Below are 26,430 nucleotides of genomic sequence, written 5' to 3'. Positions count from 1 at the left end.
CGAAGCGCAGGCCTGTTCCTCGATCAGGCCGCGCAAGGCGTTATCAGCCTGCGGGTGCTGACGCAGGTCTTCTACCGGCAGCAACAGACCGGTGTCCGCCGGCAGAATCAGCACCTGCGGTTGATCATCGATCTGGCTGAAGCGGCTGCGCAGGGTTTCGTGACGCGCGACGATGTGTGCCAGTGCCCGTTGCAGCGCGTCTTCATCCAGCCGACCGCGCAAGCGCAGACCGACCGGGATGTTGTAGGCGCTGTTGCCGCCGTCCATCTGCGCCAGGAACCACAGGCGTTGCTGAGCGAAAGACAGCGGCAATAGCTGATCGCGGGGCGCCGGCAAAATCTCCGGCAAGGTGCTGCGCCCCGCCCGGCTCAGCACCTCGGCGACAGCGGCCAGCTCGGGGTTGGCGAACAACTCGGCGAGTGTCAGCTCGACGCCCAACTGCTGGCGTACCTGCGACAGCATGCGCATTGCCAGCAACGAGTGCCCGCCCAGTTCGAAGAAGTTGTCGTGACGACCGACCTGTTCGAGCTGCAGCAAACCGGCCCAGATCCGCGCCAAATGTTGTTCCAGCGCCGAGATCGGCGCGACATACACCCGGCTGAGCATCGCTGCCTGGGTCGGCGCCGGCAGCGCCTTGCGGTCGACCTTGCCGTTGTTGTTCAACGGCAGCCCATCCAGTTGCACCCACGCGCTCGGCACCATGTATTCCGGCAGTCGTGCCAGCAACTGCGCGTGCAGATCGGCGCTGTCCAGGCGGCCGGCGTGCGCGGAGTAGTACGCCACCAGACGCGTGATGTCCTGACCATCGCGGCGCGCCAGCACCACCGCTTCCTTGATCCCCTGGCAGTTGAGCAGGCGGTTTTCGATTTCGCCCAGTTCGATACGGAAACCACGAATCTTCACCTGATCGTCATTGCGCCCGATGCAATCGAGCTGCCCCGGCGCCAGCCAGCGTGCGAGGTCGCCCGTGCGATACAGCAGCGCGCCCGGCTGATCGCTGAACGGATCGCGCAGGAACTTCTCGGCGGTCAGATCGGCGCGGTTCAGGTAACCCAGCGCCACGCCCTGCCCGCCGATGTACAACTCGCCGGTCACGCCCATCGGCACCGGTTGCTGATGCGCGTCGAGCACATACACCTGGGTGTTGGAGATCGGCCCGCCAATCGGCACGCTCTCGGCGTTTTCCGCCACTTCACGCACTTCGAAGGTGGTGGCGTAAGTGGTGGTTTCGGTCGGGCCGTAGCAGTGCACGATGCGTAGCGCGGGCGCCTCGGCCAACAGTCGACGGAACGCCGCCGGGTCGCCGCGCTCACCGCCGCACAGCAGAATGCGCAAGCCTTTCAGGGCCTGCGGAATCAGTTGCACGTATTGGTTGAACAGCGCAGTGGTGACGAACAGCACGGTCGCCCCGGAGGCGCTCAACTCACGACCGAATGCGTTTGGATCAAGCAAGGTCTGATGATCAATCACCAGCACCCGCCCGCCGTTGAGCAGCGGCCCCCAGATGTCCATGGTGCTGGCGTCGAACGCCGGGTTGGAAGCGAACACCACGCGGTCCTGCGCATTGAAATCGGCGTAACCGTTGTTCAGCACCAGGCGGCCGATGGCGCGGTGCGGAACCATCACGCCTTTCGGCGTGCCAGTGGAACCGGAGGTGTACATGATGTACGCCAGCGCTTCCGAGGATTGCAGCAGGTTCGGGTTGTGCGTCGGTTGGCCGCTGAGGATCAAGCGGTCAAGGTCGATGCGTGGCGCAGCGTAGTCGATGACTTCACGGCTGAGGGTCAGCAACGCTGCGGCCTGACAGTCCTCGACCATAAATGCCTGACGCTCGCTCGGGGCGTTGATGTCCAGCGGCACATAGGCCGCCGCGCATTTGGCAATCGCCAGTTGCGCCACCAGCAGCTCCAGCGAGCGTGGCAGCAGGATCGCCACGTGATCGCCCGGCTGTACGCCTTGGCTGATCAAGTGATGCGCCAGACGGTTGGCCTGGGCGTTCAGCTCAAAGTAGCTCAACGAATGCTCGCCATGCACCGCCGCCACTGCCTTCGGATGCGCCGCTGCCTGCTGCTGGAAAATCCCGTGCACGGTCAGCGTTTGCGGGTATTCGCGCGCCGTGGCATTGAAGTCGTACAGCAAGCGCTGACGCTCAGACTCGGCGAGTAACGGCACCCGCTCCAGCACGGTCTGCTCATCGTTGACCATCGCCGCCAGCAGGCGCTGCAAGTAGCCGACGTAACGCTCGACGGTCGATTGTTCGAACAACGCCGTGGCGTATTCCAGCGATCCGCGAATCACCCCGTTGACCTCACCCAGCGTCAAAGTCAGGTCGAACTTGGCCACCCGGCCCGGCGCAGCCACACCTTCGAGGCGCAGATCGCCCAGCGCCAGGTTCGGCCCGACGCTGCTGTCCCAGCTCAGCGTGCTCTGGAACAACGGGCTGTGCGCCAGACTGCGCGCCGGCCGGGTGATTTCCACCACTTGCTCGAACGGCAGATCCTGATGCGCCTGCGCCTCCAGCGTGCGCGCCTTGACCCGCGCCAACAGCGTGGCCACGCTCGGTTCACCCGAGGTGTCGATGCGCAGCGCCAGGGTGTTGACGAACATGCCGATCAGGCCTTCGATCTCGGCGCGGGTGCGGTTGGCCACCGGCGAGCCGATCACCACGTCGGACTGCCCGGACAAACGACTCAGCAACAGCGACCAGGCACTCATCAGGGTCATGAACAGGGTCACGCCGTGACGCTGACTCAAGGCTTTGAGCCCGGCGCTCAGACGCTCATCCAGCCGTACTTCGACGCTGCTGCCGGCAAAGTCCTGCTGCGCCGGACGCGGACGGTCGGTGGGCAGGGTCAGCAAGGCCGGCGCGCCGTCGAGGGTCTGCTGCCAGTAATCGCTTTGCCGCTGCAGCACCTCGCCGCTGAGCCAGCGCCGTTGCCACACGGCGTAGTCGCCGTATTGCAGCGTCAACGGTGGCAATGGATCCGGCTGACCGTGACTGAAGGCCTGATACAGCGCCATCAGTTCACGGGTGAGCACGCCCATCGACCAACCGTCAGCGACGATGTGATGCACGGTCAGCAACAGCACATGGTGTTCGTCGGCCAGACGTATCAGGCGTCCGCGAATCAGTGGATCGCGTTGTAGATCGAAGGCTGTCGCGGCTTCCTGCGCGAGCAGCGCCTGCACGCTGGCTTCGGCCTGTGGGTCTTGGCGCAGGTCTTCAATCGGCAACAGCAGACCGCTATCGACCGGGGCAATCAGCACCTGCGCCTGATCGTCGATGCTGACGAAACGGCTGCGCAGGGTTGCGTGGCGCGCAACGATCTGCGCCAGTGCGCGTTGCAGCGCTTCGCCATCGAGTTGCCCGCGCAGGCGCAGACCAAGCGGAATGTTGTACGCCGAGTTGCCGCCGTCCATTTGCGCGAGGAACCACAGGCGCTGCTGGGCGAAGGACAGTGGCAGCGCTTGATCAGGCGCCGCCGCGACGATCTCCGGCAGCGTGCTGCGCCCGGCACGATTCAACACCTCGGCCACTGCGCTGAGATGCGGATCGGCAAACAACTCGCTCAGGGGCAGTTCGACGCCGAGACGTTGACGCACCTGCGACAGCATGCGCATCGCCAGCAACGAATGCCCGCCGAGTTCGAAGAAGTGGTCATGGCGGCCGATCTGTTCGACTTGCAGGGTCTCGGCCCAGATCTGCGCCAGCGCGGTTTCCAGTTCACCTTGCGGCGCAACGTATTCGCGGGTGAACAACGCCGCAGCATCCGGTTCGGGCAAGGCTTTGCGATCAACCTTGCCGTTGTTGTTCAGCGGCAAGGCATCGAGCTGCACCCAGGCACTCGGCACCATGTATTCCGGCAACTGCGCCTGCAAATGCTCACGCAAGTCGGCGAGGTCCAGCGTGCCGTCGTGCGCGGTGTAGTAGGCCACCAGCCGCAGCGGTTCCTGACCATCGCGACGGGCGAGCACCACCGCTTCGTTGATCCCCAGGTAGCCCAGCAGACGATTTTCGATCTCGCCGAGTTCGATGCGGAAACCACGGATTTTCACCTGATCGTCATTGCGTCCGATGCAATCGAGCTGCCCCGGCGCCAGCCAGCGCACGAGGTCGCCGGTGCGGTAGAGCAACGCGCCCGGACGGTCGCTGAACGGATCGGGCAGGAATTTTTCCGCCGTCAGATCGGCACGGTTCAAGTAACCGAGGGCCACGCCCTGCCCGCCGATGTACAACTCGCCGGTCACGCCCATCGGCACCGGTTGCTGCTGCGCATCGAGCACATACACCTGGGTGTTGGAGATCGGCCCGCCAATCGGCACGCTTTCGGCATTTTCCGCCACTTCGTGCACTTCAAACGTGGTGGCGTAAGTGGTGGTTTCGGTCGGGCCGTAGCAATGCACGATGCGCAACTGTGGCGCCTCGGCCCGCAAGCGACGGAAGCTTGCCGGATCGCCGCGTTCACCGCCGCACAGAACCATGCGCAAGCCTTTCAGGGCCTGCGGAATCAGTTGCACGTACTGGTTGAACAGCGCCGTGGTGACAAACAGGATTGTCGCGCCGCTGGCGCTCAATTCACGAGCGAGCGCGTGCGGATCCAGCAGGGTCTGGTGATCGATCACCACCACGCGTCCGCCGTTGAGCAGTGGCCCCCAGATGTCCATGGTGCTGGCGTCGAACGCCGGGTTGGAGGCAAACGCCACGCGATCCTGCGGGTTGAAATCGGCGTAACCGTTGTTCAGCACCAGGCGAGCGATGCCACGGTGCGGCACCATCACACCCTTCGGCGTACCGGTGGAACCGGAGGTGTACATGATGTACGCCAGCGTCTCCGAGGACTGCGCCAGGTTCGGGTTGTGCGCAGGCTGGTCGTTCAGCGTCAGGGCATCCAGATCGATGCGCTGCAGTGGATAGTCGATGTTTTCGCCACGCAGGGTCAGCAACGCCACGGCGCGGCTGTCTTCGAGCATGAACGCCTGCCGCTCGCTCGGCGCGTTGATGTCCAGCGGCACATAGGCCGCTGCGCACTTGGCAACCGCCAGCTGCGCGAGCAACAGCTCCCGCGAGCGCGGCAGCAGGATCGCCACATGATCGCCCGGCTGTACGCCTTGAGCGATCAGGTAGTGGGCCAAGCGGTTGGCCCGATCATTCAAATCGCCATAACTCGACGTTTGCCCGCGATGCACGACAGCGATGGCGTGTGGATCTGCCGCCACTTGCCTTTCGAACAATGCGTGCACGGTCAGCGCACGTGGGTATTCCCGCTCGGTGGTGTTGAACTCGACCAGCAATTGCCGGCGTTCGTCCGGCGCCAGGATCGACACCTGGTCAACGCTCACTTGCGGTGTCTGCTCCAGTGCCTGCAGCAGGTTGCTCACCGCTCGCTGCAAATACTCGCAGATGCGTGCGGGATCAATGCCGGGGGCAGCCAGTGCGGTGAAGCCGAAACCTTCGCCGAGGTCATCGACACTCACGCTCAACTGGTAATTGGTGTGCTCCTGGGTATTGAGCAACTGCATGCCTTGCCACGCGTTCGCCGCCTCCGGGGAAGGCGTGCCGGCAGTTGCGCTGTGGCGATAGTTGAACAGCGTGCTGAACAACGGCGTGCCGGCGGGCATACCACTGCAACGCTGGGCCAGTGCCAATTGCGCATGCTCATGTTGCAGCAGCGCGTTCAACTGTTGGTGGGTGGCGAGCGCGGCTTCCTGCGCCGAGCGTTGCCCGAGATCGACGCGCAGCGGCAAGGTGTTGATGAACACCCCCAGCGCGCGTTCGGCGCCCTCACCCGCCTGCAACCGCCCCAGCAACACGGTGCCGAACACCACCGCGTCACGCCCGGAGAGTTTTCCCAGCACCTGCGCCCAGGCCAGATGCATCAGGCTCGCGGCGCTGATCCCCAAACGCCGGGCCTTGGCCCTGACGCGCTGACTCAGATCGAGGTCGAGTACCCGTCGTGCTTCTGCGGCGTGGCCCTCGGCAATGCTCTGCTGGCCGTACGGCGCGCTCGCTTCGCTGACGTCACCGAGCATTTCGCGGAAGAACGCTTCATGCGCCTGATCACTGATTGCGCCACGGCTGTGCGCCACGTAATTGCGATACGGCACCGGTTCGGCCAGACGTTGCGGCTGGCCGCTGAGGAACGCCTGCATTTCGTGTTGCAGCACCTCCAGTGCCACGTGGTCCATCACCAGGTGATGGAACAGCAACAACGCCACCACACGTTGATTGGCTGCATCCCGCGCATGTACCACGCGCATCAGCGGCGCCTGATTGACGGCCATGCGGTATTGCGCAGCGTCGAAGCGTTGGCGCAATTGCTCCAGTACATCGCCGTCCGCGTCATGCAGTTCCAGGCATTCGCACGCCAGCGGCGCCTCACGCCAGACCACTTGCACCGGGTCTTGCAGTCCGTCCCAGAACAGCGAAGTGCGCAGGATGTCGTGGCGCTGGATTACGTTCTGCAAGGCTTGGGTAAAAGTGTTCAGGCGTTGTTCATCGGCAAATGCAAACTGCGCCTGCAACACATACGGATCGCCCTGCGCGGCGGACAGATGATGGAACAGGATCCCCGTCTGCAACGGCGCCAGCGGGTAAATATCCTGCACGTTGGCCACGCCGCCGGGGATGCTGGCGACGATGCGGTCGATGCTCGACTGATCGAGCGCCACCAGTGGCAACAGCTCCGGGGTGATGCGCGTGCAGTTCGCCGTGATCAGGTTGGCCGCGACTTCGGCCTCGGGCTCGCCACCCACGGCAGCGGCCAGTGCAGCCAGGGTCGGCTGGTTGAACAGCACGCGGATGTCGGCGGTCAGGCCGGCACGGCGCATCCGCGCCACCAGATTCACCGCCAGCAGCGAGTGGCCGCCGAGTTCAAAGAAATGGTCATGGCGCCCTACCCGCTCGACCTTGAGCAATTCAGCCCAGAGCTGCGCAAGGACGATTTCCACTTCGCCGACCGGCGCTTCGTATTCACGGGCGGTCAGCGCCGCCAGATCCGGGGCCGGCAGTGCCTTGCGGTCGAGTTTGCCGTTGGGGCTGAGCGGCAGTGCATCGAGATGCACGAATACGGCGGGCACCATGTAGTCCGGCAGATTTTCCAACAAGTGGCCGCGCAGTGTTTCAATTTCCAGCGGTGCGCCGGTGTAGTAAGCGACCAGACGCTTGTCGCCCGGCACGTCCTCGCGGGCCAGCACGGCGGCTTCCTGCACGCCGTCGATCTGCGTCAGGCGTGCCTGAATCTCGCCAAGTTCGATGCGCAAACCACGGATCTTCACCTGATCGTCGTTGCGGCCGAGGTATTCGATATTGCCGTCCGGCAGATAGCGGGCGACGTCGCCGGTGCGGTACATCCGCCCATTGGCCTGGAACGGATCGTTGAGGAAGCGTTCGGCATTCAGCTCCGGGCGATTCAGATAACCGCGCGCCACCTGCACGCCACCGATGTACAACTCGCCAACCACGCCGTGCGGCACCGGTTGTTGCTGGGCATCGAGGATGTACATGCGGGTGTTGGCGATCGGTTTGCCGATCGGCGTGTTGTCCGGGGTGCTTTCCAGCGGCCCGGCGCAATTCCATGCGGTCACGTCCACCGCGGCCTCGGTCGGGCCATAGAGGTTGTGCAATTGGCTGGCCGGCAGTTGCTGCTTGAAGCGCCGTACCACGCTGCCCGGCAAGGCTTCGCCGCTGCACATGACTTGCCGCAGACTGCTGCAACGTGCGGTGTCAGCATGAGCTAGGAACACATCGAGCATCGACGGAACAAAGTGCAGCGTGGTGATGTGTTCGCGTTCGATGATTTCGCTGAGGTACTGCGGATCCTTATGCCCCTCGGGCCGGGCCATGACCAGACGTGCACCGGTCATCAGCGGCCAGAAGAACTCCCAAACCGACACGTCGAAGCTGAACGGGGTCTTCTGCAACACAGTATCGGCTGCCGACAGTTGATAGGCGTCCTGCATCCACAGCAAGCGGTTGACCACCCCGGCGTGTTCGTTGATCACACCTTTCGGTTGGCCAGTGGAACCGGAGGTGTAAATCACGTAAGCGGTGTGCTGCGGGGTTAGTTCGGCTATCGCAAGATTGTCAGTCGGCAGCGATTGCCAGTGCGGCTGATCCAGATCGATCACCGGCACGGCGACTTCGCCGAGCAACGAACGCGTCGACCCCTGCACCAGCACCGCCAATGGCGCGCTGTCTTCCAGCATGTAGGCCAGACGCTCCAGCGGATACGCCGGATCCAGCGGCACATAACCGCCACCGGCCTTGAGGATCGCCAACAGCCCGACCACCATGTCCAGACCGCGTTCGACGCAGATCGCCACCCGCGCATCCGGCCCTACGCCCAAATCACGCAGATGCCGCGCCAGTTGATTGGCCCGGGCATTGAGTTCGGCAAAGCTCAGGCGCTGCGCCTCACTTTGCAGCGCAATGGCCTGCGGCGTGCGCGCCACTTGCGCCTCGAACAGACCGTGAATGGTCTGATCGAGGTTGTACTCGACCGCCGTGTCATTGAACTCGACCAGCAAGCGCTGCTGTTCTTCCTGCGCCAGCAGCGGCGCGTGTTCCAGCACTGCCTGATCGTTGATGACCATCGCCTGCAACAGGCGCAGGAAGTAACCGGTGAAGCGCTCGACCGTGCTCTGGTCAAACAACGCCGTGGCGTATTCCAGCGATCCGCGAATGCTGCCGTTGGACTCACTGAGGCTCAGCGACAGGTCGAACTTGGCGAAGTGGCTCGGCTCGGCCACGCCTTCCAGCGTCAGTTCGCCGAGGGCCAGCGCCGGGCTTTCTAGGCCATCCCAACTGAGCAAGGTCTGGAACAACGGGCTGTGCGCCAGGCTGCGCACCGGCCGGGTGATTTCCACCACTTGCTCGAACGGCAGATCCTGATGCGCCTGCGCTTGCAGGGTTTGCGCCTTGACCCGCGCCAGCAGCGCTTCGACGCTCAGCTCGCCGGAGGTGTCGATGCGCAGCGCCAGGGTGTTGACGAACATGCCGATCAGGCCTTCGATTTCGGCGCGGGTGCGGTTGGCCACTGGCGAACCGATCACCACTTCAGCCTGCCCGGACAAACGGCTGAGCAGCATCGCCCAGGCACTCATCAGCGTCATGTACAGGGTCACGCCGTGGCGCTGACCCAAGGCTTTGAGCCCGGCGCTCAAGCGTTCGTCGAGCACGACGGCAACGCTGCTGCCGGCATAGTCCTGCTGCGCCGGGCGCGGCCGATCGGTCGGCAGCATCAGCAGTGCCGGGGCACCAGCGAGGGTCTGTTGCCAGTACTCGCTCTGGCGTTGCAGCACTTCGCCGCTGAGCCAGCGCCGTTGCCACACCGCGTAGTCGGTGTATTGCAGCGCCAGTGGCGGCAGCGGATCCGGCTGGCCATGACTGAACGCCTGATACAGCGCCATCAGTTCGCGGGTCAAAACACCCATCGACCAGCCGTCGGAGATGATGTGGTGCAGGGTCAGCAACAGCACATGGTGATCGTCGGCCAGACGTACCAGTCGCCCGCGAATCAACGGATCGTCCTGCAAGTCGAACGGCCCCGAAGCTTCGCCCTGAATCAGCGCCTGCAGGGTTTCCTCAGGTTGCGGGTGCTGGCGCAGGTCTTCGACCCGCAGCAGCAGACCGGTGTCCACCGGGGCGATCAGCACCTGCGCTTCGTCGTTGAATTGCGCGAAGCGGCTGCGCAGGGTTTCGTGGCGGGCGACGATCCGTGCCAGTGCGCGTTGCAGCGCCGCGTCATCGAGACGGCCACGCAGACGCAGGGCCACGGGAATGTTGTAGGCGGTGTTGGCGCCTTCCATTTGCGCGAGGAACCACAGGCGTTGCTGGGCGAACGACAGCGGCAACGCGCCGTCACGCGGGACCGGCACGATCTGCGGTTGTGCACAGCGCCCGGCCTCGCTCAGCACTGCCGCGACCGCCGCCAGTTCGGCATTGGCGAACAGATCGCTCAGCGCCAGCTCGACACCCAGGCGCTGGCGCACTTGCGAGACCATGCGCATCGCCAGCAACGAATGCCCGCCGAGTTCGAAAAAGTGATCCTGCCGCCCGACCCGCTCGACCTGCAGCACGTCGGCCCAGATCTGCGCCAGCGCGGTTTCCACCTCGCCTTCGGGCGCCGCGTACTCGCGAGTGAACAGCGCTGCCAGATCCGGCGCCGGCAAGGCCTTGCGGTCGACCTTGCCATTGGCGGTCAGCGGCAGCGCGGCGAGTTTGACGAACGCCGTCGGCACCATGTACTCCGGCAAACGGCTGAGCAGTTGCGCACGCAACTCGCCCACCGGCAGCGCTTCGACCTGCGCCTGTTCGGTGAAGTAAGCCACCAGTCGCGGCTGGCCGGGTTGATCTTCGCGGGCCAGCAGCACCGCTTCCTGAATCCCCGGCAACTGGTTGAGGCAGGTTTCGATCTCGCCCAGCTCGATGCGCACGCCACGGATTTTCACCTGATCGTCGTTTCGCCCCAAGTACTCGATATTGCCGTCCTCGCGCCAGCGTGCGAGGTCGCCGGTGCGGTACATCCGTGCATTCGGCGCGCGGCTGAACGGGTCACGCAGAAAACGTTCGGCAGTCATGTCCGGGCGATTCAGGTAGCCACGGGCGACCCCGGCACCGCCAACGTACAACTCGCCAGCCACGCCAATTGGCACCGGGCGCTGTAGTTCGTCGAGCAGGTACACCGTGGCATTGCTCAGCGGTTTGCCGATGTGCAGCGCATCGCCGCTTTGCACCAGACCTGAAGTCGCGACCACCGTGGCCTCGGTCGGCCCGTAGTTGTTGATTACGTCGAAATGCTGGTTGCGATTGAACTGACGCAAGCGGTCGCCGCCGATCAACAACGTGCGCAGGGTCGGGTGTTCGAGGTTCTGGCTGAAGGCGTATTCGGCCACCGGCGTCGGCAGGAAGCTCACGTCCAGCGGCTGCGCGCACCACCACGCGAGCAAGGCATCGATGTCCTCGCCGCCATCGTGGGTCGGTGCCAGATGCAGGGTCGCGCCCGCGCACAATGCCGGCCAGACTTCCCAGGCCATCGCATCGAAACCGAAACCGGCGAGGCTTGAGGTGTGACGCCCGGCGCACAGGTCGAACGCGGTGCAGTGCCAGTCGACCAGATTGCTCAGCGTGTGGTGCTCGACCATCACCCCCTTGGGCAGGCCGGTGGAGCCGGAGGTGTAGATCACGTAGGCCAGATTTGCGGTGCTCAGGCCGGGAACGTCCGGGTCATGGGTAACGCCCTGCGGCCAGCTGCAGCGGTCGAGTTCGAGCACCGGCACGGTCAGCGTCGGCAAGCGCTCGCGCAGATTGCTTTGGGTCAGCACCGCCACCGGCGCGCTGTCGTCGAGCAGGTAGTTCAAACGCTCGGCCGGGTGCGCCGGATCAATCGGCACGTAACCTGCGCCGGCCTTGAGAATCGCCACCAGTCCGATCAGGGTGTCCAGCCCACGGCGGGCGACGATGGCGACACGATCATCGGGTTTCACACCTTGTTCGATCAGGTGATGCGCCAAAGCGTTGGCCTGACGGTTGAGTTCGGCGTAGGTCAAATGCGCGTCGGCGAACACTGCCGCCAGCGCGTCCGGCCGTTCGGCCACCTGCGCCTCGAAACGTTGCTGGATGGTCTGTGCAGTCGGGAAATCCACCTGGGTGGCATTGAAGTCGAGCAGTACCTGCGCAAGCTCCGCCGCCGGCAGGATCGGCAGTTGATTGACCGGTGTCTGCGGCGCCTGCTCCAAAGCGAGCAGCAGGTTTTCCAGCGCGCAGTGCAGGTAATCGCAGATGCGCTGCGGATCGGTCTGGGTGCTGGCCAGCAGGGTCAGGCTGAAACCGTCACCGAGGTCATCGACACTCATCGTCAGCGGATAGTTGGTGCGCTCTTCTGAGTGCAGGGTGGTGATGCCCTGCCACGCCGCGAGGGTTTCGGCGCTGGCAGTGGCCACGTTGTGGCTGTGACGATAATTGAGCAGTGTGCTGAACAGCGGGGTCGGCGCCACCACGTGGCTGCAGCGCTGAGCCAGGGCCAGCGGTGCGTGTTCGTGACGCATCAGCGTGGTCAACCGTGCGTGGGTGGCGTTGACCGCCGCGCGCACATCCTGCCCGTCGATATTCACCCGCAACGGCAAGGTGTTGATGAAAATCCCCAGCGCCCGGTCAATCGCCTCGGCACCCTGCATGCGGCCCATCAGCACGGTGCCAAACACCACCTGCTGCTTGCCGGTCAGCGCGGCCAGCACCTGCGCCCAGCCGAGGTGGAACAAGCTCGCGACACTCACGCCAAGGGTTCGCGCCTGCGCCCGCAGACGCTGGCCCAATAACGTTGGCACCGGCACGCTGAGTTCGACGATTTCACTGCCGTCACCCTGCACATCCTGCAGACCATAAGGCAGCGTCGGCTCGTCGATATCGCTGAGCATCTCGCGGAAAAACGCCTCGTGCTCGGCTTCGCTGACGCCCAGACGCGCCTGCGCCACGTAGTTGCGAAACGGCACCGGGCGCCCGAGCAGCTCACTCTGTCCGGTGAGGCACGCGCGCATTTCGTGGCGCACCACGTCGAGCGCCGAGTGGTCGAGCGCCATGTGATGGAACAACAGCGTGGCGATCACCCGTTGCCCGGCTTCATCCCAGGCGTGGGCCAGACGCATCAGCGGCGCCTGAGTGACGTCGAGGCGGAAGTGCCGGGCGTCGAAGCGCTCGTGCAGATACGCCAAAACGTCGCTGGCGGCATCTGGCAGCGTCACTTCTTCCACCGGCAGTTCGGCCCGACGCCAGACCACCTGCACCGGCGCGTCCAGCCCTGCCCAATGAACAGCGGTGCGCAGAATGTCATGGCGATCGATCACCGCTTGCAGCGCTTGGGCAAACGCCTGAAAACGCTCGCGGCTGGCAAAGGCGAAATGCGACTGCATGACATACGGATCACCCTCGCCACCGCTGACGTGGTGATACAGGATGCCTTCCTGCAATGGCGCCAGCGGGTAGATGTCCTGCACGTTGGCCGCGCCGCCAGGGACTTGTGCGACGAGGTGGTCGATGGTGGCTTGGTCGAGCTCGACCAGCGTCAGCATCGCCGGGGTGATGTGCGTGGTGCCCGCAACGATGCCGTTGGCCGGCAATTCGACCTGGCCGTGCTTGCTGGCCGAGTACTGCCCGGCCTTGATCAGCTCGATCAGCGCCGGTTTGTGCTCGCGCAACAGCGCCAGCAACGCCGGGTCGTTCAGCGCCTGCTTGTTGCCATTGACCCGCAATTGGTCGTCCGCGACCGCCAGCTGGATATCTTTAGCCTTCAATGTGGCCAACAGTTCGATCACGTTCACAGGACGATCTCCATTCGTTCGGTAATTGCGGCGTAGCCGGCCAGGGTCGGATGTTCGAACAGCGACCTGACATCGGCTTCCATGCCTTCCTGACGCAGCCGGCCGATCAGACTGACCGCCAGCAGCGAGTGACCACCCAGTTCAAAGAAATGATCGTGGCGCCCTACCCGCTCGACGTTGAGCAACTCGGCCCAGAGCCGTGCGAGGGTGATTTCCACCTCGCCCACCGGGGCTTCGTATTCGCGCACAGGCAGTGCGGCCTGATCCGGCGCCGGCAGCGCCTTGCGGTCGAGTTTGCCGTTGGGGCTGAGCGGCAAGGCATCGAGATGCACGAACACGGCGGGCACCATGTAGTCCGGCAGATGCTCCAGCAAGTGGCTGCGCAGCACGTCGATTTCCAGACGTGCGCCGATGTAGTACGCCACCAGACGCTTGTCGCCGGATGCATCTTCGCGGGCCAGTACAGCGGCTTCCTGAATGCCGTCGATCTGGGTCAGGCGTGCCTGAATCTCGCCGAGTTCGATGCGCAGGCCACGGATCTTCACCTGATCGTCGTTACGGCCGAGGTATTCGATATTGCCGTCCGGCAGGTAACGCGCAACGTCGCCGGTGCGGTACATCCGTCCATTACTCTGGAACGGATCATTGAGGAAGCGTTCGGCGTTCAGTTCCGGGCGATTCAGATAACCGCGCGCCACCTGCACGCCACCGATGTACAACTCACCAACCACGCCATGCGGCACCGGTTGCTGCTGGGCATCGAGGATGTACATGCGGGTGTTGGCAATCGGCTTGCCGATCGGCGTGTTGTCCGGCGTTTGCTCTAGCGGCCCGGCGCAATTCCACGCCGTTACGTCCACTGCGGCCTCGGTCGGGCCATAGAGGTTGTGCAATTGGCTGGCCGGCAGTTGCTGTTTGAAGCGCCGTACCACGCTGCCCGGCAACGCTTCGCCGCTGCACATGACTTGCCGCAGGCTGTTGCAGCGTGCGGTGTCGGCGTGAGCGAGGAATACGTCGAGCATCGACGGAACAAAGTGCAGCGTGGTGATGTGTTCGCGTTCGATGATTTCGCTGAGGTACTGCGGATCCTTGTGCCCCTCAGGTCGGGCCATGACCAATCGGGCGCCGGTCATCAACGGCCAGAAGAACTCCCATACCGAGACGTCAAAACTGAACGGGGTTTTCTGCAACACCGTGTCGCTGGCGGTGAGTTGATAGGCGTCCTGCATCCACAGCAGGCGGTTGACCACCCCGCGATGTTCGTTGATCACGCCTTTCGGTTGGCCAGTGGAACCGGAGGTGTAGATCACGTAGGCGGTGTGATTCGGGGTCAGCTCAGTGGCCTGCAGGTTTTCCGCTGGCAACGACTGCCAGTGCGGCTGATCCAGATCGATCACCGGCACGCAAACGTCACCGAGCAACGAACGCGTCGAACCCTGCACCAGCACCGCCAGCGGCGCGCTGTCCTCGAGCATGTAAGCCAGACGCTCCAGCGGATACGCCGGATCCAGCGGCACATAACCGCCGCCAGCCTTGAGGATCGCCAGCAGCCCGACCACCATGTCCAGACCACGCTCGACGCAGATCGCCACCCGGGCATCCGGCCCTACGCCCAAATTACGCAGATGCCGCGCCAGTTGATTGGCCCGGGCATTGAGTTCGGCAAAGCTCAGTTGCTGGTCACCCGCAACCACGGCGGGCGCGTGCGGCGAACGCGCCACTTGCGCTTCAAACAAGCCATGAATGGTCTGCTCAAGGTCGTAATCGACGTCCGTGGCATTGAGGCCGAACAGCAACTGCTGGCGCTCGGCATCCGCCAGTACCGGCAGGCGGTTCAAGGCCTGCTGCGGCGCTTGCTCCAGCGCCTCGACCAGCCCCGCCAACGCCTGCTGCATGTAGCCACACACCCGCGCCGCGCCAATCTGCGCAGGGGTCATGGCCGTGAGGTCAAAGCCCTGACCCAGGTCATCGACGTTGAAGCTCAGCGGGTAGTTGGTTCGTTCCTCGCTGGAGAGGTTTTCGATGCCTTGCCAGGCCAGGCGATTGGCCTGCAACTGTTCCTCGCTGACGCTGTGCCGGTAGTTGAGCATGGCGCTGAACAGCGGCGACGGCGCCGCCACCCCGCTGCAACGCTGGGCCAATGCCAGTGACGCATGTTCATGGCCGAGCAATGCGGTCAGTTGCGCATGGGTGGCGCGCACCCCGGCACGCACCGAAACATCGCCCAGATCCACCCGCAGCGGCAGCGTGTTGATGAACATTCCCAGACCGCGATCAGCGCCGGTACCGCCCTGCATCCGCCCCAGCAGCACGGTGCCGAATACCACGCGGTCATGCCCGGAGGTCGCCGCCAATACCTGGGCAAACGCCAGATGAAACAGGCTCGCGACACTCACGCCCATCTGCCGCGCCTGGCTGCGCAAGCGCCGCGCCAAGGCATCGGGCACCCGCTGCCGGACTTCTTCGATGTCATGGCCGTCACCGTGCACATCGAGCAGACCGAACGGCAGCGTCGGTTCGTCAATTTCGCCGAGCATCGCGCGGAAAAACGCTTCGTGCTCCTGCTCGCTGACACCCAGCCGGGTCTGCGCCACGTAATTGCGATACGGCACGGCGGGGATCAGGGCTTCGCCGTGACCGAAGAGCAGCGCCTGCAGTTCCTGCTGCACCACTTCCAGCGCCGTGTGATCCATGGCGATGTGATGGAACAGCAGCATGGCGACCACCCGGTCGTTGGCCGGATCCTGCGCATACACCAGGCGAATCAGCGGCGCCTGACTGAGGTCGATGCGGAAATGCCGCGCGTCGAAATGCTCAAACAATTGCGCGAGTACGTCACCGGCGGCCGGGTCGAGTGCGACTTCCTGCAGCGGCAGTTGAGCTTCGCGCCAGACCACTTGCACCGGCGTCGCCAACCCTTCCCAGACCACTCCGGTACGCAGAATGTCGTGACGTGTCATGACCTGGCGCAGCGCGGCGGCAAAGGCCTGCAAGCGTTCAAGGCTGTCGAATGCCAGGCGCGATTGCAGCAGGTATGGATCGCCCTGTTCGGCGCTCAGGTGGTGATAAAGAATGCCTTCCTGCAACGGCGCCAGCGGATAGATGTCCTGCACGTTGGCGGCCCCGCCTGGCACCGTGGCGACGATGCGCTCGATGCTGGCCTGATACAGTTGTACCAGCGGTAGCAGGTCCGGGGTAATGCGCGTGCAACCGGGCGCAATCAGGTTGGCCGGCACCGCGACTTCGCGACCACTGCCAACGGCGGCGGCCAGCGCGGCGAGGGTTGGCTGGCTGAACAGCACGCGCACATCGGTGCTCAGGCCGAGCTGACGCATGCGCTCGATCAGGGTCACCGCCAGCAGCGAATGCCCGCCCAGTTCGAAGAAGTTGTCGTGACGTCCGACTTGTTCGACTTGCAGCACCTCGGCCCAGACCTGCGCCAGCGCGGTTTCCACCGGCCCTTGCGGCGCGGCGTATTCGCGGCTGAGCCAGGCGTCCTGATCCGGTTCGGGCAAGGCCTTGCGGTCGAGTTTGCCGTTGGCGGTCAGCGGCAGCGCCGCAAGCCGCACGTAGGCTGCCGGCACCAGTGCCTGCGGCAGGCGCGCTTGCAGATGGCTGCGCAGGTCCTCGATATCGACCGTTGTGCGGGCAGTGAACCAGGCGATCAACCGCGCCTCGCGCACCAGCACCACCGCGTCCTGCACTGCCGGATGGCTGGACAGCGCGGCTTCGATTTCACCCAGCTCCACCCGCACGCCGCGCAGTTTGACCTGATCGTCGTTACGTCCCAGGTACTCGATATTGCCGTCGGCCAACCAGCGCGCGAAGTCGCCAGTGCGGTACATGCGCGCCTGTGGCTCGTCACTGAACGGGTCTTCGAGGAAGCGTTCGGCGGTCAGCTCGGGGCGGTTCAGATAACCACGGGCGACACCCGCGCCACCGACGTACAACTCACCCGTAACGCCAACCGGCACCGGACGCTGCTGTTCATCGAGCAAGTAGATCCGGGCGTTGCTGATGGGCCGGCCGATGTGCAGCAGCGCGCCGACGGCGACCGGGCCGGAGGTGGCGACCACCGTGGCCTCGGTCGGGCCGTAGTTGTTGATCACGGCAAACGTCTGCTCACGCGAGAACTGCCGCAACTTGTCGCCGCCGATCAACAGCGTGCGCAAGGTCGGATGACCCAACTCACGACTGAAGGCGTATTCGGCAATCGGCGTCGGCAGGAAGCTCACCTGCAACGGTTGCGCGCGCCACCAGTCGAGCAGTTCATCGAGGTGTTCGTTGCTGATCGACGGCGGCGGCAGGTGCAGGGTCGCGCCGACACACAGCGCCGGCCAGACTTCCCAGGCCATCGCGTCGAAACCGCAACCGGCGACGCTCGCTGTGTGGCTGCCGGCACGCAGGTCGAACGCCTCGCAGTGCCAGTGCACAAGGTTTTCCAGGGTCGCGTGCTCGACCATCACGCCTTTCGGCTGACCGGTCGAACCCGAGGTGTAGATCACGTAGGCCAGATGCGCCGGGGTCAGCGTCGGCAGTTGCGGATTGGTAGCCGGCAGGTGTTGCCAGAGGGCGTTGTCCAGATCGATCACCGGCACCCGGCCCAGCAACTCGCGGGTCGAACCCTGCGCCAGCACCGCCACCGGATCGCTGTCCTGCAACAGGTAGGCGATGCGTTCGGCCGGGTACGCCGGATCGACCGGCACATAACCGGCGCCGGCCTTGAGAATCGCCAGCAGCGCCACCAGCATCTGCGGGCCGCGTTGCAGGCACACGGCAATCCGGTCGTCCGGCTGCACGCCGAGGCCGAGCAAGTGCTGCGCCAGGCGATTGGCCTGCTGATTGAGTTGCGCATAGGTCAGTTGCTGCGTGCCCTGCACCACCGCCAATGCCTGCGGCTGCTGCTCGGCCTGCGCTTGCACCAGCGCCTGAATCGTTGCACCGCGCGGATACGCCGCCGCGGTCGGGTTGAATCCGACCAGCAAGCGCTCGTATTCCTCCACCGAAAGAATCGGCAAACGGTTGAGCGCACGCTGTGGCGTCTGCTCCAGTGCGTGCACCAGATGTTCCAGCGCGGTGTGCATGTAGCCGCAGATCCGTTGCGCGCCGATCTGCGCCAACGCCAGCACCGACAGGGAAAAGGCTTCGCCGAGATCGTCGACGCTGAGGGTCAGCGGATAGTTGCTGCGCTCTTCGCCACCGAGCAATTGCACGCCTTCCCAGATGCCCTGACCGTCACGCGGCTGCGCCTCGGCGGCGCTATGCCGATAGTTGAGCAAGGCGCTGAACAGCGGCGCCCCGGACACCGCGCTGCAACGCTGGGCCAGCGCCAGTGGCGCATGTTCATGGGCCAGCAGCGCGGTCAGCCGTGCATGGGTGGTCTTGACCGCAGCGCGCACGCCTTCGCTGACATCCACCCGCAGCGGCAAGGTGTTAATGAACACGCCGAGGGTGCGATCCGCGCCTTCACCGCCCTGCAGGCGACCCAACAGCACCGTGCCGAACACCACGTCGCGGCGGTTGGCAAGCACGCCCAACACCTGCGCCCAGGCCAGGTGCATCAGGCTCGCCGGGCTGACACCCAACTGCCGCGCCTGTTCTCGCAGGCGCAGGGTCAACCCGGCATCCACGGCTTGCTGCGCCTCCTCGATGTCGCCGCCATCGCCTTGCACGTCGTGCAGGCCGAACGGCAGGGTCGGTTCGTCGATATCGCCGAGCATGTCGCGGAAGAACGTTTCGTGCTCCTGCTCGCTGGCACCCAGACGCGCCTGCGCCACGTAGTTGCGATACGGCATCGGCGTGCCGAGGCTGTCGGCCTGATTGAACATGAACGCGCGCATTTCCTGGCCCACCACCTCCATGGCGGTGTGGTCGAGAATCAAGTGCTGGAACAGGATGATCGCCACCACCCGTTGCTGCGCCGGATCCTCGGCGTAGACGATGCGCATCAGCGGCGCCTGACTCAGGTCGAGGCGGTTGTGCCGGGCATCGAACCGCGCGTGCAACTGCTCGAGGAGGTCGCCCTGCGCCGGATCCAGCGGCACCGCTTGCACCACCAGCGGCGCCTGACGCCAGACCACTTGCTGCGGACTCGCCAGCCCTTCCCAGACCACACTGGTGCGCAGAATGTCGTGGCGCTCGATGACCTGCTGCAAGGCATGACTGAAGGTGCGCAGGCGCTCGACGCTGTCGAAGATCAGCCGCGATTGCAGCAAGTACGGATCGCCCTGTTCGGCGCTCAGGTGGTGGTAAAGAATGCCTTCCTGCAACGGTGCCAGCGGATAGATGTCCTGCACGTTGGCGGCCCCGCCCGGCACGGTGGCGACGATGCGCTCGATGCTGGCCTGATCGAGTTCAGTCAGGCTGAGCATGTCCGGGGTGATGTGCGTGCAGCCCGGCGGAATGCGGTTGGCCGGCACCTCGATTTCGCGACCGCTGCCCACGGCAGCCGCCAATGCGGCCAGAGTCGGCTGATTGAACAGCACGCGCACGTCGGCCGCGAGGTCGATCTGGCGCATGCGTTCGATCAGGCTCACCGCCAACAGCGAATGCCCGCCCAATTCGAAGAAGTTGTCGTGACGCCCGACCCGCTCGACTTTCAGCACGTTGATCCAGATCTGCGCCAGCGCCGTCTCGACCGGCCCTTGCGGGGCTTCATATTCGCGGCTGAGCCACGCGCCATGCTCCGGTTCCGGCAAGGCCTTGCGGTCGATCTTGCCGTTGGCGGTCAACGGCAATGCGTCCAGCCGCACGTAAGCCGACGGCAGCAGCGCACCCGGCAAGCGTGCCTGTAAATGCGTATGCAACTGTTGAATATCGACCGCCGTGCGCTCGGTGAACCACGCAATCAGCCGCCCGTCGCGGACCAGCACCACCGCTTCCTGCAGCGCAGCGTGGCTGCCGAGCGCGGCTTCGATTTCACCGAGTTCGATACGCACGCCACGCAATTTGACCTGATCGTCGTTGCGCCCCAGGTACTCGATGTTGCCGTCGGCCAGCCAACGCGCCTGATCGCCGGTACGGTACATGCGTGCCTGCGGCTCGTCGCTGAACGGATCGAACAGGAAATGCGCAGCGGTCAGCTCGGGCCGATTCAGATAACCGCGCGCCACGCCCGCCCCGCCGACATACAACTCGCCGGCCACACCCACCGGCACCGGGCGCTGCTCAGCGTCCAGCACGTAGACTTTGGCATTGGCGATCGGGCGGCCGATATGCAACGGCTGGTCAAGCTCTACCCGCCCCGAGGTGGCGACCACCGTCGCTTCGGTCGGGCCATAGTTGTTGATCACTGCGAAGGTTTGCTGGCGACTGAACTGACGCAGTCGGTCGCCACCGATCAGCAACGTACGCAAGGTCGGATGCTGCAATTGCCGGCTGAACGCGTATTCGGCCACCGGCGTCGGCAAGAAGCTGACCTGCAACGGTTGCGCGCACCACCAGTCGAGCAGCTCGTCGAGGTGCTCGTTGCGGATCGACGCCGGCGGCAGGTGCAAAGTGGCGCCGACACACAGTGCCGGCCAGACTTCCCAGGCCATCGCATCGAACCCGAAGCCGGCGACACTCGCGGTCTGGCTGCCGGCCTGCAAGTCGAAGGCTTCAGCGTGCCAGTGCACGAGGTTTTCCAGGGTCGCATGCTCGACCATCACCCCTTTCGGTTGGCCGGTGGAGCCGGAGGTGTAGATCACATAGGCCAGATTGGCCGGCGTCAGCGCCGGTACTCGCGGATTGATGTCGGGCTGACGCTGCCAGTCGTTGCCATCCAGATCGATGACCGGCACCGCACCCAGCAGATCACGGGTTGACGCCTGCGCCACGACGGCCACCGGGGCGCAGTCCTGCAACAGATAGGCGATGCGTTCCGGCGGATACGCCGGATCGACCGGCACATAACCGGCGCCGGCCTTGAGGATCGCCAGCAACGCGACCAGCATGTCCGGGCTGCGCCGGGCACACAGGGCGACCCGATCATCGGGCTGCACGCCAAGGCCGATCAGGTGATGCGCCAGGCGATTGGCCCGCTGATTGAGTTCGCCATAGCTCACCTGCTGCGCACCTTGCACCGCCGCCAATGCCTCGGGGTGCGCGGCCGCCTGGGCCTCGAACAAACGCGGCACGGTCTGCGCCTGCGGATAGTCGCGACCGGTGATGTTGAACCCGACCAGGACCCGCTGGCGCTCGCTCGGCGACATCACCGAAATCTGCCGCAGCGGCGTGGCCGGATTGTGCTCGAGGGCGGTCAGCAGGTTGTGCAGCGCGGTCTGCAAGTAATCGCAGACCCGTGCGCCATCCACTTGCGGCACCGCCTGCACGCTCAGGCGGAAACCGGTGCCGAGGTCATCGACGCTGACCACCAGCGGATAGTTGCTGCGCTCGCGCGAGCTGAGAATCTCGATCCCGTCCCAGGTCACGCCTGCCGGTTCCGCCGCGCTGTGGCGATAGTTGAGCAAGCTGCTGAACAGCGGCAGCGACGCGGCAACACCGCTGCAACGCTGGGCCAGCGACAGGGAGGCCTGCTCATGCGCCAGCAATTGCGCCAGACGTTCGTGAGTAGCGCGCACGCCTTGCTGCGCCGCGCTCGCGCCGACGCTGACCCGCAGCGGCAAGGTATTGATGAACATGCCGAGTGCGCGATCGGCGCCCTCGCCGCCCTGCATGCGCCCGAGCAGCACGGTGCCGAACACCACCTCTTCGCGCCCCGAAACCTGCGCCAGCACCTGGCCCCAGGCCTGGTGCACCAGACTGGCGGCGCTGATACCGAGGCGGCGCGCCTGCTCGCGCAACCGCTCGGCCACGCCAGCGTCCAGCGCCTGCTCACTGTCAATGATGGTACTGCCATCGCCATGTACGTCCTGCACACCGAAGGCCACGGTCGGCTCGTCGATGTCGCCGAGCATGTCGCGGAAGAACGCTTCATGCGCCTGGGCATTGGCCTGTTGTTGCGCCTGTGCCACGTAGTTGCGGTACTGCACCGGCGGCGGCAGATCGACGCCGCTCGGGTACAGGCTGTCGTTCATTTCCGCGAGCAACACCTCCAGTGCGGTGTGATCGAGCACGATGTGGTGCAGCAACAGGATGCCGACCCAGCGCTGCTGTTCACGGTCTTCGGTGTAGGCCAGACGCATCAGCGGTGCGCGGCGCAGGTCGAGGCGATAGTGCCGCGGATCGAAACGTGCCTGCATCTGCTCCAGCACATCGCCCTCCAGCAAGTCGGCATCAACCCGTTCCAGCGCCAGCGGCGCCTCGCGCCAGACCACTTGCACCGGTTCTTCAAGCCCTTCCCAGACCACGCTGGTGCGCAGAATGTCGTGGCGCTCGATCACCGCGTTCAACGCACGGACGAAGGCCTTGATCTGCGCCAGTCCGGCGAAGGCGAATTGCGCCTGCAACACGTACGGGTCACCGGCGCTGGTCGCCAGATGGTGATAGAGAATCCCCGCCTGCAACGGTGCCAGGCCATAGATGTCCTGCACATTGGCAACGCCGCCGGGCACAGTGGCGACCACGCGGTCGATGGCGGCCTGATCCAGCGTCGCCAGGGGCAGCATGTCCGGGGTGATCCGCGGGCAATCGGCAGGAATCAGATTGTCCGGCACTCGCAGGGCGTGACGGTGACTCAAGGTCGCCGCCAGTGCCGCCACGCTCGGCTGGCCGAACAGCACGCGCACGTCGCACTGCAAGTCGTGCTGACGCATGCGTTCGATCAGTTTCACCGCCAACAGCGAATGGCCGCCAAGTTCGAAGAAATTGTCATGCCGCCCGACCTGCTCGACACCGAGCAGGGTCTGCCAGATCCCGGCGATCAGCTCTTCCACTGGTCCCAGCGGAGCTTCGAAACCGCGACGGGCGAACGCCTCGCTGTCCGGTTGTGGCAAGGCTTTGCGATCGAGCTTGCCGTTGCTGGTCAGCGGCAACGTATCGAGGCGCACAAACGCGCTCGGCACCATGTAGTCGGCCAGCGACAGCAGCAACTCGTCGCGCAATTGCGCAGCGCTCGGCTCAGCGCCTTCGGCGGCCAGCCAGTAGGCGACCAGACGCTGATCGCCGGGGCTGTCTTCGCGGGCGATCACCACCGCTTCGCGCACCCCGGCGCAGGCTGCCAGGCGAGCTTCGATTTCACCGAGTTCGATGCGGAAACCACGGATCTTCACTTGATCGTCGTTACGCCCCAGGTACTCAAGGCTGCCATCCGCCGTCCGGCGTGCGAGGTCACCGGTCTTGTACAGACGCGCCTCGGCACGGCCGCTGAACGGGTCGGCAATAAAGCGCTCGGCTGTCAGCGTCTCGCGGTTGAGGTAGCCGCGGGCAACCCCGACGCCGCCGACGTACAACTCGCCGATCACACCGACCGGCACCGGTTCGCGCTGCGCATCGAGCACGTACAGCTGCAGGTCGGGGATGGCGACGCCAATCGGGCTGCGTCCGACCAGCAGCGCGTCCGCTGCTTCCAGTGGGCGATAGGTCACGTGCACCGTGGTTTCGGTGATGCCGTACATGTTCACCAGCCTTGTACCGGCATTGCCGACCCGCGCGTACCACGGTTTGAGCAGGCCCGGTTCCAGGGCCTCGCCGCCGAAAATCACTTCGCGCAACGAGTGCTGCAACGGGCTGCGCCCCTGCGCGGCGATCAACTGGCGGAAGGCGCTCGGGGTCTGATTGAGCACGGTGACGCCGCTGCGGCACAGCAGCGCGTAGCAGTCGTCCGGCGAGCGGCTGACCGCCTGCGGCACCAGCAACAATTGCCCGCCAAACGCCAGCGCGCCCCAGATTTCCCAGACCGAGAAATCGAAAGCGAAGGAATGGAACAGCGCCCACACATCTTGCGGGTTGAAGTTGAACCAGTCGTGGGTCGCCGAAAACAGCCGCACTACGTTGCGGTGTTCGACCATCACGCCTTTGGGCAATCCGGTGGAGCCCGAGGTGTAGATCACGTAGGCGAGATGACTTGGAGTCAGCTCGGGAATCTGCGGATTGCTGCTGAGTTCAGCCTGCAACTGCAGGCTGTCCAGATCGATGATCGGCACGTTGAGCGCGCCAACCCGGTCCAGCGTATCGGCCTGAGTCAGCACCGCCACCGGGGCGCTGTCCTGCAGGGTGTAGGCGATGCGCTCCAGTGGATACGCCGGGTCAATCGGCACGTAACCGGCGCCCGCCTTGAGGATACCGAGCAGGCCGATGATCATGTGCGGGCCACGCTCGACGCAGATCGCCACGCGCTGATCCGGGCGAATCCCCTGTGCCAGCAGGTGATGGGCAAGCTGATTGGCGCGGCGGTTAAGCTCGCCGTAGCTCAGCGTCTGCGCCTCGAACAGCAGCGCTGTGGCCTCCGGGCGCGCCGCCGCATGGGCTTCGAATTGCTGATGAATCAGCGGCGTTTCCGGGAACTGCGGCAACGGCGAGTTGACCCCGTGCAGCAGGTATTCGCGCTCGGCGGCCGGCAGAATATTCAGGCGTTGCAGCGGCGCATCCGGAGTCGATTGCAAGGCCTGCAGCAGGCTGTGCAACGCGGTCTGCAGATAAGCGGCGATGCGTTCGGCGCCCAGCGCCGCATCGGCTAGCGCGGTGATCCGCAAGTCTTCGCCGAGGTCGTCGATGTTGATCGTCAGCGGGTAGTTGGTGCGCTCGCGGGCGCCCAGCACTTGCACGCCGGGGGCCAGTTCGCTGACTTCGGCGATTTCTTCGCTGCTGCTGTGGCGATAGTTGAGAATCGCGCTGAACAACGGCGTCGGCACCGCCACCGCGCTGCAACGCTGGGCCAGTGCCAGCGAGGTCTGCTCATGGCCGAGCAACGCGGTCAGGCGCCGATGGGTCGCCAGAACCCCGGCACGCGCGCCGTCCTGCCCGACATCCACGCGCAGCGGCAAGGTGTTGATGAACATCCCCAGCGCCTGTTCGCCACCCTCTCCCGCCGCCATCCGCCCCAGCAGCACGGTGCCGAACACCACCGCCGTACGCCCGGACAACTGACCGAGCACCCGCGCCAGCGCCAGGTGCATCAGGCTGGCGACGCTGACGCCGAGCTGACGCGCCTGCCCGCGCAATTGCCGGCTGAAGTCGGTGTCGAGCATCAGCAAGGCTTCTTCAATGGCTTGGCCGTCGCCCTGCACATCCTGCAAACCACAGGGCAAGGTCGGCTCGTCGATGTCGGCAAGCATCTCGCGGAAAAACGCTTCGTGCACCTGCTCGTCCAGTCGCAGACGGGCCTTGGCCAGGTGATCGCGGTACGGCACCGCCGGCCCGACCTGCGCGGTCTGGCCGAGCAGATGCGCGCGGGTTTCGCGGCGCACCACATCGAGGGCGACGTGGTCCATGATCAGGTGATGAAACAGCAACAGCGCGACCACGCGACCGTTGTCCGGGTCCATGGCGTAGACCAGACGCAGCAGCGGCGCCTGCTGGATGTCGAGGCGGAAGAACCGTGGGTCGTGGCGTTCCAGCAATTGCGTCAGTGCATCCGCACCCGGGTCGAGGGCGATTTCTTCGCAATACAGACGAGCCTGCCGCTGCACCACTTGCAGCGGTTCATCCAGGCGTTCCCAGACGAATGAGGTGCGCAGGATGTCATGCCGTTCGATCATCCATTGCAGCGCCTCGGCGAAGGCGTCCAGATGTTCGCGGCTGTCGAAGGCGAACCGCGCCTGCGACACGTAAGGGTCGCCGGCGGGCGCCGACAGATGCAGATAGAGCATGCCTTCCTGCAGCGGCGCCAGCGGATAAATGTCCTGCAGGTTGGCGGCGCCGCCGGGCACATTGGCGACCAGCCGATCGATGGTCGACTGATCCAGCGTCACCAGCGGCAGCATGTCCGGGGTGATGCGAAACGCCGGGCTCAGCCAGTCGCCACCGTGTTGCGCGACCAGTTCCAGCAGCTGCGCCTTGTGTTCGCTGAGGCTGTCCCACAACGCATCGTCCAGCGCGTCGTCGCTGCCCAGAATGACCAGGTCTTCATCTTCCTGTTGAAGGCGGATCGCATGGGTGGAAATAACAGCCATCAGTTCGCTGAAATGCATGGGATAACCTGCTGTAAATACGAGAAAAAGGAGCGCGCAGCCGCGAGTCCGTGCCTGCTGCGCGCAGCCTGGAAAAACTAAAACATCGGGGCTTGCGGGGCTGACA

At 64.9% G+C, this 26,430-nt stretch carries 2 protein-coding genes (1 of these 2 only partly in view); both read right to left on the bottom strand.

Annotation, left to right across the window (positions count from 1 at the left end):
- On the bottom strand, positions 1-13,314 hold the 5' portion of the coding sequence (locus tag LCH64_RS26810) for a non-ribosomal peptide synthase/polyketide synthase (protein WP_226501804.1). 4,530 nt of this gene lie to the left of the window's left edge; the window shows 13,314 of its 17,844 coding nt (coding positions 1-13,314); it begins with the start codon at positions 13,312-13,314; its stop codon lies off the left edge, out of view.
- Positions 13,311-26,324, bottom strand: coding sequence for a non-ribosomal peptide synthetase (locus LCH64_RS26805; RefSeq protein ID WP_226501803.1), 13,014 nt, complete (start codon positions 26,322-26,324; stop codon positions 13,311-13,313). The genes LCH64_RS26810 and LCH64_RS26805 overlap by 4 nt, the downstream gene beginning before the upstream one ends.
- Between the last annotated feature and the right edge of the window lie 106 nt (positions 26,325-26,430).

The sequence above is a fragment of the Pseudomonas sp. MWU16-30322 genome (genome assembly GCF_020515535.1).
Classification (GTDB): Bacteria; Pseudomonadota; Gammaproteobacteria; order Pseudomonadales; family Pseudomonadaceae; genus Aquipseudomonas; species Aquipseudomonas fluorescens_H.
Note: the sequence above shows the minus strand (reverse complement) of the source record. Positions and strands in the feature narration are given on the sequence as shown.

Excerpts from the sequence above, each read along its gene's own strand:
- LCH64_RS26805 (WP_226501803.1), bottom strand. The coding sequence starts at position 26,324 with ATGCATTTCAGCGAACTGATGGCTGTTATTTCCACCCATGCGATCCGC.